Source organism: Umezawaea sp. Da 62-37 (assembly GCF_032460545.1).
In the GTDB taxonomy this organism is placed as follows: domain Bacteria; phylum Actinomycetota; class Actinomycetes; order Mycobacteriales; family Pseudonocardiaceae; genus Umezawaea.
Map to the genome: position 1 here is coordinate 8516022 of NZ_CP135965.1, position 17185 is coordinate 8533206.

Annotated in this window: 11 protein-coding genes; 4 read left to right on the forward strand and 7 right to left on the reverse strand. The window is 71.6% G+C overall.

The genetic code is table 11. The features are described from left to right. The first annotated feature begins 20 nt into the window (after window positions 1-20). Window positions 21-941 carry a phosphotransferase enzyme family protein gene (locus tag RM788_RS38850; RefSeq protein WP_315924585.1) on the forward strand — a complete coding sequence of 307 codons (921 nt, stop codon included), beginning with the start codon at window positions 21-23 and terminating at the stop codon, window positions 939-941. Between the two features lie 417 nt (window positions 942-1358). Here the strand turns inward: RM788_RS38850 and RM788_RS38855 are convergent, their stop codons facing one another. Further along, window positions 1359-2642, reverse strand: a complete 1284-nt coding sequence (locus RM788_RS38855) for a family 16 glycosylhydrolase (protein WP_315924587.1) — start codon at window positions 2640-2642, stop codon at window positions 1359-1361. 274 nt (window positions 2643-2916) lie between these two features. Here RM788_RS38855 and paaZ point away from each other — a divergent pair, with 274 nt between their 5' ends. Continuing rightward, window positions 2917-4947: a phenylacetic acid degradation bifunctional protein PaaZ gene (gene paaZ / locus RM788_RS38860; RefSeq protein WP_315924589.1), complete on the forward strand. Its 2031-nt coding sequence runs from the start codon at window positions 2917-2919 to the stop codon at window positions 4945-4947. A gap of 57 nt (window positions 4948-5004) precedes the next feature. Here the strand turns inward: paaZ and RM788_RS38865 are convergent, their stop codons facing one another. After that, entirely contained in the window at window positions 5005-6006 is a 1002-nt protein-coding gene (locus tag RM788_RS38865; RefSeq protein ID WP_315924591.1) for a Ca2+-dependent phosphoinositide-specific phospholipase C, read from the reverse strand. A gap of 103 nt (window positions 6007-6109) precedes the next feature. Then, complete coding sequence (locus RM788_RS38870; protein WP_399345234.1) at window positions 6110-6820, reverse strand: peptidylprolyl isomerase; 711 nt, start codon at window positions 6818-6820, stop codon at window positions 6110-6112. Between the two features lie 209 nt (window positions 6821-7029). Here RM788_RS38870 and RM788_RS38875 point away from each other — a divergent pair, with 209 nt between their 5' ends. Further along, window positions 7030-8373: an alpha/beta hydrolase gene (locus RM788_RS38875; protein WP_315924593.1), complete on the forward strand. Its 1344-nt coding sequence runs from the start codon at window positions 7030-7032 to the stop codon at window positions 8371-8373. Window positions 8374-8428: 55 nt separating this feature from the next. On the opposite strand, the gene RM788_RS38880 is transcribed toward RM788_RS38875, so the two are convergent. Further along, window positions 8429-9457 carry a C40 family peptidase gene (locus RM788_RS38880; RefSeq protein WP_315924595.1) on the reverse strand — a complete coding sequence of 343 codons (1029 nt, stop codon included), beginning with the start codon at window positions 9455-9457 and terminating at the stop codon, window positions 8429-8431. A gap of 249 nt (window positions 9458-9706) precedes the next feature. Between RM788_RS38880 and RM788_RS38885 the strand changes: the two genes are divergently transcribed. After that, the gene (locus tag RM788_RS38885; RefSeq protein ID WP_315924598.1) at window positions 9707-10693 is read left to right on the forward strand and encodes a pirin family protein; all 987 of its coding nucleotides are present in this window, start codon (window positions 9707-9709) and stop codon (window positions 10691-10693) included. 187 nt (window positions 10694-10880) lie between these two features. On the opposite strand, the gene RM788_RS38890 is transcribed toward RM788_RS38885, so the two are convergent. The 3 genes from RM788_RS38890 to RM788_RS38900 form a co-directional block, all read right to left on the reverse strand. After that, window positions 10881-13796 carry a helix-turn-helix transcriptional regulator gene (locus RM788_RS38890; protein WP_315924600.1) on the reverse strand — a complete coding sequence of 972 codons (2916 nt, stop codon included), beginning with the start codon at window positions 13794-13796 and terminating at the stop codon, window positions 10881-10883. Between the two features lie 121 nt (window positions 13797-13917). Beyond that, window positions 13918-14133 carry a hypothetical protein gene (locus tag RM788_RS38895; RefSeq protein WP_315924602.1) on the reverse strand — a complete coding sequence of 72 codons (216 nt, stop codon included), beginning with the start codon at window positions 14131-14133 and terminating at the stop codon, window positions 13918-13920. Between the two features lie 29 nt (window positions 14134-14162). Beyond that, window positions 14163-17159 carry a type 2 lanthipeptide synthetase LanM family protein gene (locus RM788_RS38900; protein WP_315924605.1) on the reverse strand — a complete coding sequence of 999 codons (2997 nt, stop codon included), beginning with the start codon at window positions 17157-17159 and terminating at the stop codon, window positions 14163-14165. Between the last annotated feature and the right edge of the window lie 26 nt (window positions 17160-17185).

A 17185-nucleotide genomic window follows, 5' to 3' on the forward strand; every position in this document is an offset into this window, starting at 1 on the left:
ATTGTCGAGGATGTCGACTCGTGCCCGACTACGAGGTAGACGCTTTCCAGGACGTGTTCGAGCATTTCGGCGTCCACCCGACGGCAACGCGCTCCTGCCACCCGTGGGCGCCGGTGTTCCGGGTCGAGTCGAACGGCCTGCCCGCGGTGGTGAAGCGCACTTCCACCCGGACGGGGGGAGCGATCGCCGCTTGGTGCCGGGGGCTGGCCGCGGCCGGGATCCCGGTGGTGGTGCCGCTTGCGGGGCCGTCGTTCGTGCACGGCGGGGCCTGGGTGGTGTACCCGTGGATCGAGGGGCGGGTCTACGACGGGTCTGCCGGGGATCTGGTGGCGGCTGGGGATCTGTTGGGGCGCATGCACGCCAGGCGGGCGCGCGGGGTGGGGATGGCGGTGTTCCCGTGGCCGGACTATTCGTTGGTTGATCCGACGGATGATCTGCCTGAGCTGCACCGGTTGTTCGCTTCGCATGTGCCGGAGGTGGCGGCGAGGTTGGCGGCGAGGCTGGATCCGTTGGCGAGGGATTTCGTGGCGCGGACGTTGCCGGCGGTGCGGGACGGGGCGTTGCCGATGGTGGTGGGGTGCATGGATTTCAAGGCTGTGAATCTGGTGTATGCGCCCGCGGGGCCGGTGTTGGTGGATCCGGACAAGGCGTTGAGGGTGCCCAGGGTTTTGGATTTGGCGGTTGCGGTGTTGTTGTTCCACGACGAGGTGGGGGATGGGGTGTTCGGGGTGGAGGAGTGGAGGGTTTTTCGGGACGCGTACCTGGGGAGGGTGGAGTTGACGGAGGGGGAGCGGAGGGTGTGGCCGGATGCGTTGGACTACGTGTTGTGGGAGGAGGGGACTTGGGCGATGGAGGTCAGTACGGGGTGGGGGGATGTGAGGCAGAGGGCGTTCTTGGTGAGTTTGGCCGGGGTGTCTCGGGGTGGGTTTTCGTTGGAGTGAGGGGGTGTGGTGGCTTCTGGTGAAGCCTGGCTTCCGGTGTGCGTTGTGGGGGTGTCTGGCGTAGCCCGGCCCCCGGCGCGCGATTGTCTCAATGCCGTACCCCTGTTTGTCAAGGCGGGAAAGATGCCTTGACAAACAGGGGTACGGCAGGAGGGCGCTGTGTATCGGGGGCAGGGGGAGGTCTGGCTTCGCCGGCATCGGGCTCCGCCCGACGGGGCACCTCGCTGCGCGTCGGTAGGGCATCAGGCTGCGCCTGACAGGGCACCTCGCTGCGCGTCGGTAGGGCGGTGGGCGCTCCGCGCCGGGTGCGAGGGGGCGGCTGCGCCGGTGGTGGTGGCTGTGTGGTGGGGTTGTTGGAAAGCAAGCAGCTCCCGTTGCCTGGGCGACGGGAGCTGCTTGGTGGGAAGGGTTTGGTGGTTAGACGATCCACTTCTGGTTGGCGCCGCCGGTGCATTCCCACAGGTTCGTGCGGGCGCCGTCGTTGGGGTTGTTGCCGACGACGTCCAGGCACTTGTTGGCCGGGATGTTGACGATGTCGCGGGCTCCGCTGACTGCCCACTTCTGTGCGCCGGTGCCGTTGCAGTCCCACAACTGCACCACAGTGCCGTTGGCGGTGCCCGCCGAGGCGGCGTCGAGGCACTTGCCGAGTGCGCGGATGGTGCCGTCGCCGGGACGGCTCCAGTTCTGGGCGGCGTTGTTGTTGCAGCCCACGATCTGGATCGGGGTGCCGTTGGCGGTGCTGGCGCCCGCGACGTCCAGGCACTTGCCCGCGAGACCGGTGATCCGGCCGCCGCCGCCGGTGGGCGGCGGGGTGGTGTCGGAGGTGGTGACGCGGACGTAGTCGACCAGCAGCTGCTGCGGGAACGTGGTGCTGCTGTTCGGGTCGCCGGGCCAGTAGCCGCCGACCGCGAGGTTCAGGATCAGGAAGAACGGGTGGTCGTAGACCCAGCGGTTGCCGTTGAGGTCCGAGGGCGTGCGGGTCTGGTAGACGTTGCCGTCGACCGACCAGCGGATCTGGTTGGGCGCCCAGTCGATCGCGAACGTGTGGAAGGCGTCGGAGAAGTTCGGGCCGTTGTAGCCCGCGCCGATGCCGCCGGAACCCGAGTAGCCGGGGCCGTGCAGCGTGCCGTGGACGGTGTTGGGCTCGAAGCCGACGTTCTCCATGATGTCGATCTCGCCCGAGTTGGGCCAGCCGACACTGCCGATGTCGTTGCCGAGCATCCAGAACGCGGGCCACATGCCCTGGCCGCGCGGGAGCTTCATGCGCGACTCGTAGTGGCCGTAGGTCTGGGTGAACTTGCCCGACGTGTTCAACCGCGCCGAGGTGTACTCGCAGCGGCCGTACCAGCAGTTGTAGTTGTTCGGGTTCTCGCGGCGGGCGGTGATGACCAGGTTGCCCGCACCGTCGGTCGCCGCGTTGCTCGTGCTGTTCGTGTACATCTGGCGCTCGTGGTTGTTGACGTTGTCACCCGTCTCCGTCACCCACTTGCCACCGTCCACGGCAGCGCCGGCCGGACCGTTGAACTCGTCGGCGAACGTGGTCGTCGCCATGGTGCCGATCGCCGCGCCGCTATCGGCGGCGCTGGCCGCGGGAGCGCTGTTGGCGGGGGTGGACATGGCGACCGCGCCCAGTGCCATCAGCGCGACGGCGCCCAGGATTCCGGCTGCTCGGGCACGCCGAGCAGGCCCTCTTGTCGACATCGCAGATCACCTTTCGTGCAGGGTGGCGGTTCTTCGTCGAACCACTGATCAGCGGAGTCAGGGAAATCAGTGGAATGGTCCGAACCACTTGGTGTGTCGCGGACATTACTCGACGGCTTTGTTCAAGTCACGATGAAAGAACGCCCGGTCTTGTTCGTCGTTTCAGTGCCGGTCGAAGTCAACCTCACCCCGATAGTGTGCAGACGAGGCGCGACCCGCCTGCTTTACTGAACGAACGGTCGGTAGATCACCCGGACCTTGGAGGACGACCCCGATGGCTCTGCTGCGCAGTTACGTCTCCGGGCACTGGCACGTGCCGACGGACGAGGGCTCGCCACTGCACGACGCCGTGACCGGCGAGGAGATCGCCCGCATCTCGTCGGCGGGCATCGACATGGCGGCCGCTCTGCGGCACGGCCGCGAGGTCGGCGGACCGGCGCTGCGCGAGTTGACGTTCCACCAGCGGGCCGCGCTGCTCAAGGCGCTCGGGTCGCACCTGCGGGAGCACCGCGAGGAGCTGTACGCGCTGTCGGCCCGCACCGGCGCGACGAAGAACGACTCGATGATCGACGTCGACGGCGGTATCGGCGTCCTGCTGGGTTACGCGAGCAAGGCGAAGCGGGAACTGCCCAACGACACCGTGTACGTCGACGGCGCCGTGGAACCGCTCGGTCGCGGCGGCACGTTCCTGGGCCAGCACATCGCCACGTCGCTGCGCGGGGTCGCGGTCCAGATCAACGCGTTCAACTTCCCGATGTGGGGCCCGCTGGAGAAGTTCGCCCCGGCCTTCCTCGCGGGCGTTCCCAGCCTGGTCAAGCCCGCTTCGCAGACCGCGTACCTGACCGAGAAGCTGGTCGAGCTGATGATCGGCTCCGGCCTGCTGCCCGAGGGCACCCTCCAGCTGGTCAGCGGCAGCGCGGGCGACCTGCTCGACCACCTGACCGAGCAGGACCTGGTCGGCTTCACCGGGTCCGCCTCCACCGCGCAGCACCTGCGCACGCACCAGGCCGTGGTGCGCTCCAGCGTCCGGTTCAACGCCGAGGCGGACTCGCTCAACTGCTCGATCCTCGGCCCGGACGCCGTGTCGGGCACGCCGGAGTTCGACCTGTTCGTCAAGCAGCTCGTGAACGAGATTACGGCCAAGGCGGGCCAGAAGTGCACGGCGATCCGCCGCGCCTTCGTGCCCGCGTCGCTGATCGACGAGGTGTCGGAGGCCGTGTCCGCGCGGCTGCGCAAGGTCGTGATCGGCAACCCGGCCAATCCGGACGTGCGGATGGGCGCGCTGGCCGGTCTGGAGCAGCGCGAGGAGGTGCGGCGCTCGCTCAAGGGGCTGCTGGAGGCCTCGCGGATCGTGTTCGGCGACCTCGAGCGCGTCGAGGTCGTGGACGCCGACGCCGAGCGCGGCGCGTTCCTCTCGCCGGTGCTGCTGCGCGCCGACGACCCGGAGCTGGCCCAGCCGCACGAGGTCGAGGCGTTCGGTCCGGTCAGCACGCTGATGCCCTACGACGACGTCGAGCACGTCATCCGGCTCGCCGCCCGCGGCCAGGGCAGCCTGGTCGGCTCGGTCGTCACGGCGGACGCGGGCTTCGCGCGCGAGGTCGTGCTCGGCGCGGGCGCGTGGCACGGTCGGATGCTGGTGCTGGACCGCGACGACGCCAAGGAGTCCACCGGGCACGGCTCGCCGCTGCCCGCGCTGGTGCACGGCGGTCCCGGCCGCGCCGGTGGCGGCGAGGAGATGGGCGGGATGCGGGCCGTGCTGCACCACATGCAGCGCACCGCCGTGCAGGGCAGCCCGAAGGTGCTCGCGGCGATCACCGGCCGCTGGGTGCCGGGCGCGCCGCGCACGGACTCCGACGTGCACCCGTTCCGCAAGAGCCTGGCGGAGCTGAGGATCGGCGACAGCGTCGTGGCGGGCCCGCGCACGGTGACGTTGGAGGACGTGGAGCACTTCGCCGAGTTCACCGGCGACACGTTCTACGCGCACATGGACGAGGAGGCCGCGAAGGCCAACCCGTTCTTCGGCGGCCGGGTCGCGCATGGCTACCTCGTGGTGTCGTTCGCGGCGGGCCTGTTCGTCTCGCCCGAACCGGGTCCGGTGCTGGCCAACTCCGGCCTGGACAACCTGCGGTTCCTCACGCCCACGTTCCCCGGCGACGAGCTGACCGTGACGCTGACGGCGAAGCAGATCACCCCGCGCGAGGACAAGGACTACGGCGAGGTGCGCTGGGACGCCGACCTGGTCAACCAGAAGGGCGAGTCGGTCGCGAAGTACGACGTGCTGACGCTGGTCGCGAAAACGCTCTGACGCAACGGGAAGGGGCCTCCATCCACAGTGGATGGAGGCCCCTTCCCGTTGCGGGCACTAGCTCGCGGTGTACGAGAGGATCTCCGGGCTGGTCCAGTCGCTGGACACGATCGTCGCCCCGAGCGCGGACAGCTGGCGCACCCTCGCCTGCGCGTCGGCCGCGGCCGGGGTGCGGCTGTCGATGGCGGGCGCCACGTCGTGCGCGTCCGTCATCACGACCAGGTAGCCGCCGCCCAGGTACGGCCCGCCGCCGAAGCCCGCGTACGAGGCCGCGCTCCCGTCGAACGCGACCATCCACGGCTTGCGCGCGCCGCCGCGGTCACCGGTGCGCGGGTCGGTCGCCGACGCGCCGTTGATCGCCGGGAACGACAGCGCCGAGGCGAGCGCGCCCGCGGTGTTGGCGGCGATCAGCCGGTCGGCGACCTCCAGGTCGGTGTCGTAGTTGTCGAACGGGTTCTGCAGCTCGAACGTGCCGTTCTCGACGATCACGACGAACTTGCCCGCGAGCGCGGAGCGGGTGGGCCACGCCCCGGCCCGCGACGCCGTGTCGAGGTCGGCGTAGCCGCCCTTGAGGTTCGCGGGCCCGAAGACGTTGCCCGCGCCGAGTGAACTCGCGAGCAGCGCGTCGAACTGGGGCACGCCGAACCCGGCGCGGCCGTCGAAGCCGTTCTTCACCTCGACCTTGAGCACGACGGGCGCGTGGTTCGGGTTGCGGTCGTGCCACAGCCGGATGTTGCGCAGGCAGCCCGCGAGGTTCTGGTCGCGGCTGCCGGACCGCAGCCCCTCGTAGGTCGTCGCGTTCGAGCAGTTGTTGTGGTTGCCGGGGTCGTGGCCGACCTGGAAGTCGCGCGTGCCGAAGAAGTTCGTCCACACGTCGATCTCGACCATGCCGGGATTCCGGTCGAGCACGTCGACGAGGTAGGGGGCGGTCTCCTGGGTGTAGGCGTTGTGCAGGCCGACCGCCGTCGAACCGGTGGCCGTCGGCGCCGCCTGCGCTGCCGCGGGCAGGACCGCGGTCAGGAGGCCCGCCGTGGCCAGTGCGGCCATGAAGCGCTTCATCCGAGCTCCTCGTGCTGGAACGTTCCCGTACTCCGCAGGGTAGAAACGTGAAGAGAGTTCACGATGGACGTCGGGTGGCCGTTCCGGGAAGCGTCGGGGGAGTTCAACAGTTGACGGAGACGCGCCTGATGTCGGTCGTCAGCTTCGGCGGCCCGTCCAGCGGCGCCGGGTCCTCCGGCGTGGGCGTGACACCGGCCGCGGCGACCTTGTCGAGGGTCTTCAGGCCTTCCTCGCCGATGGTGCCGAACACGGTGTAGTTGGGCTGGAGCACCGAGTCCGCGGTGACGAGGAAGAACTGGCTGCCGTTCGTGGCCGGGCCCGCGTTCGCCATCGCGAGCGTGCCGCGCGGGTAGATCCGCCGCAGACCGGTTGGATCGTTGGGGGCGGGCGGCAGCGCGGTCGGCAGCTCGTCCTTGTACTTGTAGCCGGGCCCGCCCTCGCCGGTCCCGGTCGGGTCACCGCACTGGAGGACCTTCAGCGTCGAGTACGTCGTGAGCCGGTGGCACGTCGTGGCGTCGTAGAACCGGTGCTGGGCCAGGTGCACGAAGCTCTGCACGGTGCACGGAGCCTGCTTGCGGTCCAGCGTCAGCGGGATCGGGCCCTGGTTGGTCCTGAGCAGGACGTCGACCGTGCCGCGGTCCGGGGTGTGCCTCGGGTCGTCCGGGAGGCGCACGGGGCGGGCGGCGGGCTCGTCCGGCGTCTTCGTGTAGCCGCACGGTCCGCGCGTCGCGTCCGGGTCGCCCGCCGCGACGGCGGCGGTCGTCGTGCCGAGCAGGAGCCCGGCGGCCACGACGAGTGTCGCCACGCCTCGCACGATCGTCTTGCTGTCCAACTCACGTCCTCCTCGACTTGGGCGGTCCCGCAGTCTTAGTGGAGGCGCCGATCGGGCCACAAGGGCCGGTCGGCGGGGGCTGCGCGGTCCCGCACCCCGTCGGGGTCGGGTCATCTCCTGGGCTGATGCCCGCTGACGCCCGCCCGTTCGACGATCTCCGCCGTAGTCGTTCGCACGTCGAAGGGGAACGCATGAGACGGGTGTTGGCGCTGGTGTCTGCCGTGGCACTGGGTCTGGGATCGACCACCGGGGTGGCGGGCGCCTCGGTGGCGGGGCCGTCGTGGCAGGACTGCGGCGAGCACGGCGCCCGGTGCGCGACGGTGCGGGTGCCGCTGGACTGGGCCCGCCCCGGCGGGGAGAGGATCACCCTCGCGCTGAGCAGGCTGTCCGCCGCCGATCCGGGACGTCGGATCGGCGTGCTGCTCTTCAACCCCGGCGGACCGGGCGGGCCCGCAGCGGACCTGGTCCGGGACGTGCCGGAGCTGTTCCCGGAGGAGCTGCGGGCCAGGTTCGACATCGTGGGTGTCGACCCGCGCGGGGTCGGGCGGAGCACTCCCGCGATCACCTGCCCGGTGCCGCCGTTCGACCCCGCGGTCTCCCAGTTCCCGGCCGACCGCGCCGGGTTCGACCGCCTGGTCGCCCACAACCGCTCGGTGGCCGCGGCCTGCCGGGAGGCCACCGGGCCGCTGATCGACCACGTGGACACGATCAGCGCGGCCCGTGACTTCGACGCGGTGCGGCGCGAACTGGGGGAGGCGCGGGTGTCGTGGCTCGGCCTGTCCTACGGGACGCTGCTCGGCGCGACCTACGCCCAGCTGTTCCCGGACCGGGTGCGCGCGGCCGTGCTCGACGGAGCTGTGGATCACACGATCGGGTCACGGCGGCTGGCGCTGGACGAGGCACGGGTGTCCGAGGACCTGTTCGCGGGGTTCGCCGCCTGGTGCGACGAGGACGCGTCGTGCGCGCTGCACGGGCGCGACGTGGTGGCCGAGTACCGGCGGCTGCTCGACCGCGTCCCCGACTTCGCCTCGCGGGTCGGGTACGGGATCTACTCGGGCCTGTCCCTGCGGGGGCAGTGGCCCGCCGTGGCGGACTTGCTGGTCCCCGCCTTCGCCGAGCCCGCCGACGTGAGCGCGTTCGCCGGGGTCGGCAGTGACGCCGCCTACCGCGTGATCGCCTGCCACGACTTCCCGTCGACCGTGCGCGGAGTCGCGGACCTGGTGGCGCGCGAGCACGAGATCCGGCGGGCCGCACCCGTGACCCGCGGCTACGTGGAGGGCTGGGACGTCCAGGCGGGGTGTCTGGGCTGGCCCGTCCGGGCGGCCAACCCCTGGGGAGCGCTCGCGGTGCACGGCGCTCGGCGGGTGCTGGTCGTCAGCGGCGAGCACGACCCGGCCACGCCGTACGAGTGGGGCGTCGGACTGGCCCGGCAGATCCGGGGCGCCCGGCTGCTGACGTGGTCCGGCGTGGGCCACACGGGATTCTTCAACGACGCCGACGTGCTGCGCCAGGAGGTCGGGCACCTGGTGGGCTGAAACGGGACGAGCCGGCCCGGAGGTGTCCGGGCCGGCTCGTCCGCAGGAGCTGCGATCAGCCCACGATCCGCCGGATCGTGTTGATCGGCCCGATCGAGTCGATCGACGCGGTCTTCACCGGCACGCCCTCGGTGGAGGCGTGCACGGCGGTGTTGCTGTCCACGACCATCGCCACGTGGCCCTGGTCGGCGTAGTAGATCACCAGGTCGCCCGGCTGCACCTCGCTGCGCGACACCGCCCGCCCCAGCACGGCCTGCGCGTAGGTGGTCCGGCCGATCGAGATCCCCGCCGCGGCGTAGGACTTCTGCATCAGGCTCGAGCAGTCCCACGAGTCCGGCCCGTTGGAGCCGAACACGTACGGCTCGCCGCGCTGGGCCAGCGCGAAGTTCAAGGCCACCGCGACGTCACCGGTCGCGCTGGTGCTGATCGGGGTCTCCTCGCTGCCACTGGACAGCGTGTTCTTCACGGTGCTGCTCAGCGAGTTGTAGGCGGCCTTGGCCTCCTTGACCCGGCCGTCCAGCTCCTCGGCGCGCTTGTCGATGTCCTCGACGGCCTTCGCGGCGTCGTCGGACGCCTTCGTGGCGCGGCCCTGGGCGTCCTTGGCCGAGTTGCGGGCCTGGTCGGCGGTCTCGACGGCGCCGGAGAGCTTGCCGAGAGCCTCGTTGTTGTCGGCGGCCAGCACGCTGATCGCCGACATGCGGTTCAGGAAGTCCTGCTGCGATTCGGCCACCAGCAGTGCGGAGAGGTTGTTGAAGCGCGCGCCTTCGAAGGACGCCTCGGTGAGCAGGTCGACCTGGCCGCGGAACTGCTCCTCGGTCGCCTTCGCCGCGTTCTCGGCGTCGGAGGCGGTGGTGAAGTCCGCGTTGGCCTTGCCCAGCTCGTCCTGCGCGGCCTTCAGGGCGTCCTGCGCCTTGAGGTGGTCCGCGTTCAGGACCTCGGCCTCGTGGGAGAGGTCGTTGTACTTCTGCAGCGCCTCGGACGCCGGGTCGGCCTGTGCGCAGGTGGCCGTTCCGATGACCGACGCGGCTACCGCGGTGGCCGCGAGTGCTCCCCGAAAAATCCGCTTGCGTGGTTGCGACGACACGTCGCGCAGCCTCCTTCGTCGGTACTTCCCACCTGTGCCCGAGGGGGCAGTATCACGGTCTGTGCGGCGGTGACCTGGCCGGATAGCCCGGATGGACTATTGCCTGGCGCGAAGTCTCGATCAGGTTACGGAACGTCTCTCTTGGAGTCCACCACCGGGTTACGACTTCCACGAACGGGCGTGAAGGAATATCGCGACTCGATCACTCGTTCCATGGGTTAGTTGAAATGTCAACCTGGGAGGAAACCGATGCCCGCGGTCACCGTCACCGACATCACCAGCCTGGCCCGCGTCCCCGAGCCGGGGCCCTCCTCGGTAGACCGGGAGGTGCGTTCGGTAACCACTGGTCCGAGTGGTTTCGAGGGTGAGGGCTTCCCCGTCCGGCGCGCTTTCGCGGGTGTGGACCTGGCCGACCTGGACCCGTTCATCCACATGGACCAGATGGGTGAGGTCGACTACGGACCGGGTGAGCCCAAGGGGACGCCGTGGCACCCGCACCGCGGCTTCGAGACCGTGACGTACATCATCGACGGCGAGTTCGAGCACGCCGATTCGCACGGCGGTGGCGGCAACATCACCAACGGCGACACGCAGTGGATGACCGCGGGCGCTGGCCTGCTGCACATCGAGAAGCCCACCGAGGAGCTCGTGCGCACCGGTGGAATCTTCCACGGCGTGCAGCTGTGGGTGAACCTGCCCAAGGCCCGGAAGTGGGCGGAGCCGCGCTACCAGGACCTGCGGGGCGACCAGTCCGTGCTGCTGACCACGCCGGACGGCGGGGTGCTGCTGCGGGTCATCGCCGGTGACGTCGCGGGACACCGGGGCCCCGGCTCCACGTACACGCCGATGACGATGCTGCACGCCACCGTCAGCCCCGGCGCGCGGCTGAGGCTGCCGTGGCGGCCCGACTTCAACGCCCTGGTCTACGTCCTCGCGGGCGATGGCACCGTGGGCGCGGAGAGGCGACCGATCTCCACCGGCCAGCTCGTCGTGTTCGGACCGGGCGACACGATCGCCCTGGACGGCGCGGGGCGGCAGGAGTCGCGGTACGCGGAGATGGAGGTCGTCGTGCTGGGCGGCGCGCCGATCCGCGAGCCCGTCGCGTGGGGCGGCCCGTTCGTCATGAACACGCGGGCCGAGGTGCTCCAGGCGTTCGAGGACTTCCAGGCGGGGCGGCTGGGGACCGTTCCCGCCCAGCGGATCCCGCACTCCGACGTGGGCGGCGAACTGCTCTGAGCAGCGGATGGAGGAGCCGTGACGTGCGACGGCCCCCAGCTCACCTGGGGGGTTGGGAGCCGGGGGCCGTGTACACGCCGGGTGCGGTCAGGGGGGTCGACAACACCGGGCATCCACGAGTCTAAGCGGTCAACTGGATTCATGTGCGCCAACCGCGCGGAAGAGCCCATGCGAATTTGCTCATACGTCAGCTCGCCATCGCCGCGGCGAACGTGCTCAGCGCCTCCCGATCGGGGCGGCTCGTCTTGCTGATCAGGCTCGCGACGTGCTTCTCCACGGTCCTGGGGGAGATGTGCAGGCGTGCCGCGATGGCCTTGTTGCCCATCCTGCCCGCCAGCAACAGGAACACTTCGAACTCCCGAACAGTGACTCCGAGCACCCTCAGCTGCCGGGGCACCTGCTCGGTGCCGGTCCGCCGCTGCTGCACGGACGCGCCGACCTGCCGCAGCAGGCCGCGGCACGCGCTCGCGACCGGCGTGACCTGCGCCTGGTGGAAGTACTCCTCCGCGCCGCGCAGCCACGTCACCGGGTCGCCCCAGCCGTCGGCGTGCGCGGCCTCGGCGACCAGCCGCAGCCCGAGGTGCCGCGCCACCGGGAACAGCGACGCGGTCCGCTGCGCCTCCGCCACGACCTCGCCCGCCTCCTCGGCCCGCCCGTCGCGGCCGAGCAGCACGGCGTGCGCCAGTTGGGCGAACACCCGGTTCCACCTCATGCCGCTGGCCGCCGCGGCGGTGATCTCCCGGTAGTGCGGCCAGCCCGCGCGCCCGGCCAGCACCCCGAGGAGCAGGTGCAGCCCGTGCCGCCCGGCGAGGTGGAACATCGTGGGGTTCTCGGCCTCGTAGGCCAGCGCCTGCGCCTGATCGCTCTCGGCGAGGTCGCGGTCCTCCTCCAGCAGCGCGCAGAACGTCCGCGCCAGGCCGAAGCACAGCGGCAGCTCCTGCGACCCGCCGCCCGCGTGCGCGCGGAACTCGGTGATGGCCTGCTCCATGGCCTGCCGGTTGAGCTGGTGGGCGGCCGAGGTCGCCTTGACCATCAGCAGGTACCGGGTCAGCGGTGTCATCTGGAGCCTGCTGGTGACCTGGAAGGTCTGGTCGACCAGTTCGGCGGCCTCGTCGTAGCGGCCCAGCAGCACGGCGTGCAGCGACCGGATCGCGTCGACGTTGTAGACGATGGTGATCGCCCCGACCCGCTGCGCCTCCTCGCGGGTGCGGTCCAGCGAGGTCGTGCTGGCCTCCACGAGCCAGTCGTTGCCCGCGATCCGCACCATGGCGTAGATCTGCTGGATCGGGATGTCGTACTCCTCGGCCAGCTTGCGGGCCTGTTCGAAGCACGCGTTGGCCTCGGACAGGTCCCCCTCGCGGGCCAGGATGCCCAGCAGCTGCCACGCCTCGCAGCCCACCAGCGGCAGGGGCACGCGCTTGGCGGCGTCCACGGCCCGGCGCGCGAGGACGACGGCGTCGGCGATCCGGTCCGGGCTCTGGGTGTGGATCGTCAGCGCGGCCGCGATGGCGTCCACGGGGGCGGTCTGCTCGTCGTCCGCGTCGCGCCCGAGCAGCGCGCGGGCCGCACCCACCTGCGCCATTCCGTAATCCCATCGGCCCGCGAGGTGCGCGACCTTCGCCAGTTCGGTGTGCAGCTTGGCCCGCCGCGGCCTCGACAGGCCCGCGCCGGACAGCTCCGCGAGCGTGTCGGCGAGCCGGATGGCGGACTCGAACTGGCCCGCCTCGGCCAGCGCGGGCAGCAGCGACTCCAGCACGTCAGCCCGGATGTCCGGGTCGACACCGCTGGTCAGCAGCCGGTTCGCCTGGTCGAGCAGCGTGATCGCGGACCCCGCGGCACCGCCCTTGAGCGCCCGGCGGCCCGCTTCGGCCAGCAGCCTGCCCGCCTGGGCGTCCTCGCCCGCGTCCAGCCGCAGCGACGCGACCAGCGCGCACCACTCGCCGGGCAGATCGGGATAGGCGATCTGAATGGCGTCCGCGGTGCGCCCCGAGATCTCCGCGCGGTCGCTGGGGGTCAGTTGGGCGCGCAGCGCCTCGGCCGTCAGCGGGTGTCGGAAGGCGTACCAGTCGGGTGCGGGCTCGTCCGGCGTGACCAGTTGCGCGGCCACGCCCGCGTGCAGGTGGCTGAGCAGTCCGCGGTGGTCCATCCCGGTCACCCGCTGCACGACCGACAGGGGGAAGCGGTGGCCCAGCACGGCCGCCACCGACAGCAGTTCGCGCCCCTGGGGGCCCAGCCGGTCGGTGCGGTGGGCGATGCTGCGGACCAGTGCCGTCGGCACCTCCACGCGCAGCTCGCCGAGCACCCGCCAGCCGTCGGCTCCGGGCACCAGCAGGCCGCTGTTCACCATGCCGTGCAGCAGTTCCTCGACGATGAACGGGTTGCCCGCGCTGTCGGCCCACAGCCGGTCGGCCACCACGGCGGGCACCGCGCCGGGCTCGATCTCCAGGCAGGAGGCCGCCATCCGGCGCACCTCGTCGCGGTTGAGCCTGGACAGCTCCACCATCACGCCCGCGTCGCGCCTGGCCGCCAGCGTGACCACGTCGAGGGCGTTGCCGGGCTCGGCGCGGATGGTCACCAGCAGCACGACCGGCTGCTGGTCGAGGTTGTCGGCCAGGTACTCGATGACGGCCAGCGTCTCGGCGTCGGCGTCGTGCAGGTCCTCCAGCACCAGCAGGCACGCCTGCCGCTTGCCGACGATCGAGAGCAGCCGCAGCACGGCCTCGGCCAGCACGACCAGCGACTCGCCGTTGTGCTGCCCCTCGCCGCGACTCCACTCGGGGATGAGCCTGCCGAGGACGGGCTTGTAGGGGCCCAACTCCTCCTCGTCGGGTACCTCGCCACCGCGGAACAGCGACAGCAGCGCCTCCGACAGGGGGCGGAACGGGACCATCGGTCCGATGGTGCTGCCGCGGCCCCGCAGAACCCTCATGCCGCTGTCGAACGCCCGGCCCGCGGCGACCCGCGCGAGTCTCGATTTCCCGACACCCGCTTCGCCGACGAGGAATACGGCACTGCCGCGGCGGGCCCTGGAATCCTCCAGTGCCCGCTCCAGCTCGTGGACTTCCTTGTCCCGGCCGACCACGACCGGCGCGCGGGTCTGCATGGAGCCGACCTTAGCGAGAGTCCGGCGTCGACCGGTTCCGCTATTGGAATGCCGAATGCCGAAAACCGAAAACCGGACTGCCTGCACCCCCAGGGGGCAGGCAGTCCGGACGACCAGTCGGTCAGACCGGCATACCGGGGGCGCTGACCGTGGTGAAGGTGTTGGCGCCGTAGGCGAGGACGGCCATGCCGGCGGTCAGCGCGAGGCCGGAGAGCACCCTGGTGCGGATGCCGACCCTGGTCCGGTTGGACAGCGCCATCTCCCCAGCGGGGTTGGCCTCGACACCGTCCTCGTCGGTGGCGAGCGCCGGGACCTCGTTGTGCGTGGCGTTGTTCATCGGGATTTTCTCCTTGTGGGATTCGTTGTTCATCGGGATTGGAGCAGGAGCACCGAAGGCACGTGTTCCGGAAAACCTAGACGGAGCAGTCCGTAACCGATACCGGACAAACCGGTGAGAAGTCCGGCGGAAGGGACTCCGCCGGGTGTTCCGCAGCGCGCACCGTACTGGTCGAGCGCGCCGAGGACGAGTCCGGCGCGACGGGTTCTCGCCGCGGCCGCCCGTTCGTGACCGCGTTCGGCCAGCACCGTCAGCGCCTCCACGACCCCGAGCTCGCCGTGGCACAGGCTGAGATCGCGCAGCGGTTCGTGCACCGCGAGCGCGTTGATGCACCGGTCCAGGTGCAGCGTGTACGCGTCCAGCGGCTGTTCGGGGTGCGCGACGTGGGCGAGCACGGCGCCCGACAGGCCCGCGCACCACCCGTGGTCGGCCTCGCCGAGGGGGAGCAGGCGCTGGCGCAGGCTCCGGTCGGCGCGCAGCGCGGCCCGCCCGGACACCGCGTGCCGCACCTCGCCGCTGGCGGCGGCGAAGCGCAGCAGCGCCCACCCGACCCCGGCGCCACCGCGGGCGAAGCCGTCACCGCACGCCGCGCGTTCGGCCAGCCGGTCGGCGAAGCGGTGCGCGAGTTTCCCGGCCTGGGGGAGCCCGGTCTCGGAGTGCACCGCCACCATCGCGGCCAGCCCGCCCGCGCAGCCGTCGACCACCGACGCCGACTCGTCGTCGATGTCGGAGGCCAACTCGACGGCGGCTTCGAGCCAACGGGGCAGCTCTGGGTCGTCGGGCAGGATCGTGGACAGCCTGGCGAGCGCGTAGGCGATGCCGCCGAGGCCGTGGAAACCGCCGCTGCCGACGGCGGGGGCGAGCTCCGGGTCGGCCGCCAGCACGTCGAGCAGGCCGGGGATCGGCCGCAGCGCGTCGCGGGCGAACTCCGTGTACCGCTCGGCGCCGGTCAGCGCGCCCAGCTGGGCCAGGAACAGCGCGACACCGGTGTAGCCGTTGGACATCCCGGCGCCCATCGGCATGACGGTCCAGTGCCGGTCGTCCACCAGCTCCAGGCCGAGCCAGTTGACCCGGTTCCCCTCGACGGTGGCGTGCGCGAGGATCTCGTCGGCGATGCCGCAGGCCGCGACCAGCAGCCGCTGCGGGTCCGGCACGCCCGCGGCGACCCGTCCGGGCAGGACGTCGGTGCCGCGGTGCTCGACGGGGCCGGGCCTGCTGGCCAGCGAGGCGGCGATCAGCCACTGCTGGTCGTGCCGGTCGACCTCGTCCATCCGGCGGATCTTGCGCTCGGCGGCCTCCAGCCCGGACAGCGGCAGCAGTTCGGGAATCCGCACCCCGTGAGCCGTCCAGACGTCCCGGCTGCCGGGTCGCACGGTGAACAGCGGCACGTCGCCCGCCCACAGGTCGGCCAGCTCGTGGGGGACCAGCGCGCGCAGCAGCGCGTCGTCGCGGGCCTCGGTCCACAGCAGGTCCAGCGCCAGGTCGCGGTCCAGGGCGTCGCGCGCCACGTCGGGGTGCGTCGTCTCGTCCAGCACGGTCGCGTAGGTGCGGGTGGCCCGCGCGACGAACCGCACGGGCACGTCGGCGCACCCCCGCAGCAGGTCCAGCAGCTCCTCGCGGTGCGCGCAGATCGTGTCGTGCCCGACGCGGAACCCGGCCAGGAGGGCGGTCTGGTAGTCGCCGGGCTCGGCCTCCTCGCCGCCGAGCCGGGGGCGGTTGTGGGCGCCCGTGCTCGGCTTGGGGCGGCGGACCAGCCTCATGGTGTCGGTGGCCGGGTCGAGCCAGTCGACCGACTCGGCGGGGTAGTTCGCGCCGTCGTGGTCGCCGCCGAGGCCGGACAGGTCGAACACGCCGTGGTCGCCCAGCAGCACCTGGGGCAGCAGGGCGGTGCGCGTCACCGAGTTCGCCAGCGCGTTCGCCGCCGGGTCGGAGCTCGGCGCGGCGGTCAGCAGCGTCGGGTGGAACAGCGTCTCGATGTCGATCAGCACCGGCTGGTCGCCGCACGCGATCAGGTTCTCGTAGTGCATGTCCGTGCCGTCCACGGCGTAGACGAGGGCCAGCACGGCGCCGAGCCGGTGGTAGAACCGGCCGATCCCGCTGACCTCCGCGCACTCCTCGTGCTCGACGAACTCGACCCAGCCGTAGTCCTCGCCGCGCACGATCCGCACCTGGCGCAGACCCAGCCGGGTGTGGCCGTCCAGCCAGCCCAGCATCCCGTTGAAGCGGACGTGCAGGTCGATGGACCGGGGCTTGTAGACCAGCCGCGAGCCGTCGGCGAAGCGCAGCACGCACACCGCGCGGCCACCGCCGTGCGAGTCGCCCTGGCCGGACTCCACCGCGATGATCGCGCCGGGGTCCACGCCGTCCAGCAGTTCGGCCACGATCCGGGCGCGGTCGGCGGCGAACCGGTCGAGCATCTCGCCGTGCGCCTCCACCGCGTGCAGGCAGGCCTGGCCGAGCATCCGCGCCAGCACCGGGTAGCGGGCCAGCAGGTCGGACAGGTCGACCTTGTTCACGAAGGCGGTGAACCGGTCGGCAGGGGTCCCGCCGACCAGCTCGCCGCGCTGCCTCGCCAGGTTCAGCTCCAGCACCAGCGTGCGGGCCGCGATCCTGACCAGCCGGGACGTCAGGCGCGCGGCGAACGCGCCGTCCAGCCGGGCGTCGGTGGCGGCCGCCGCGGCGGCGAGCGGCCGCAGGACGTGGGCGAAGCCCGCCTGCCAGGTGCCACCGGTGTGCGGAGCGGGGGGCGCGTTCGTGGTGGCGCGTTCCACGAACGCGGCCCACTCCGGCCGCCCGGTGCGGGCGGCCAGCTCCAGGGGTGGCTCGCCCAGCAGGGCGGCCAGCGCGTTCTCGTCGAGGCCGACGTCGGCCAGCCGGGCGGCGAACCACTCGGCGGTGTCGTGCGCGGCCTTCCACTTCGCCAGCCGCGCGCTCGTCCGCCCACCGGGCGCCGGCGGGCGTTCCGCGAGGCGGAGACCCCCCGCCCACCACGTGGTGGGGCGTCGCTCGGCGGGTGGGGTGGTCACGGGGGAGACGGTGCCACCCGCGTCGC

Bases quoted from the DNA above. Each gene is read 5' to 3' on its own strand.
- RM788_RS38895 (WP_315924602.1), bottom strand. From the start codon at position 14,133: ATGAACAACGCCACGCACAACGAGGTCCCGGCGCTCGCCACCGACGAG.
- RM788_RS38875 (WP_315924593.1), top strand. From the start codon at position 7,030: ATGAGACGGGTGTTGGCGCTGGTGTCTGCCGTGGCACTGGGTCTGGGA.
- RM788_RS38855 (WP_315924587.1), bottom strand. From the start codon at position 2,642: ATGTCGACAAGAGGGCCTGCTCGGCGTGCCCGAGCAGCCGGAATCCTG.
- paaZ (WP_315924589.1), top strand. From the start codon at position 2,917: ATGGCTCTGCTGCGCAGTTACGTCTCCGGGCACTGGCACGTGCCGACG.
- RM788_RS38885 (WP_315924598.1), top strand. From the start codon at position 9,707: ATGCCCGCGGTCACCGTCACCGACATCACCAGCCTGGCCCGCGTCCCC.
- RM788_RS38890 (WP_315924600.1), bottom strand. From the start codon at position 13,796: ATGCAGACCCGCGCGCCGGTCGTGGTCGGCCGGGACAAGGAAGTCCAC.
- RM788_RS38865 (WP_315924591.1), bottom strand. From the start codon at position 6,006: ATGAAGCGCTTCATGGCCGCACTGGCCACGGCGGGCCTCCTGACCGCG.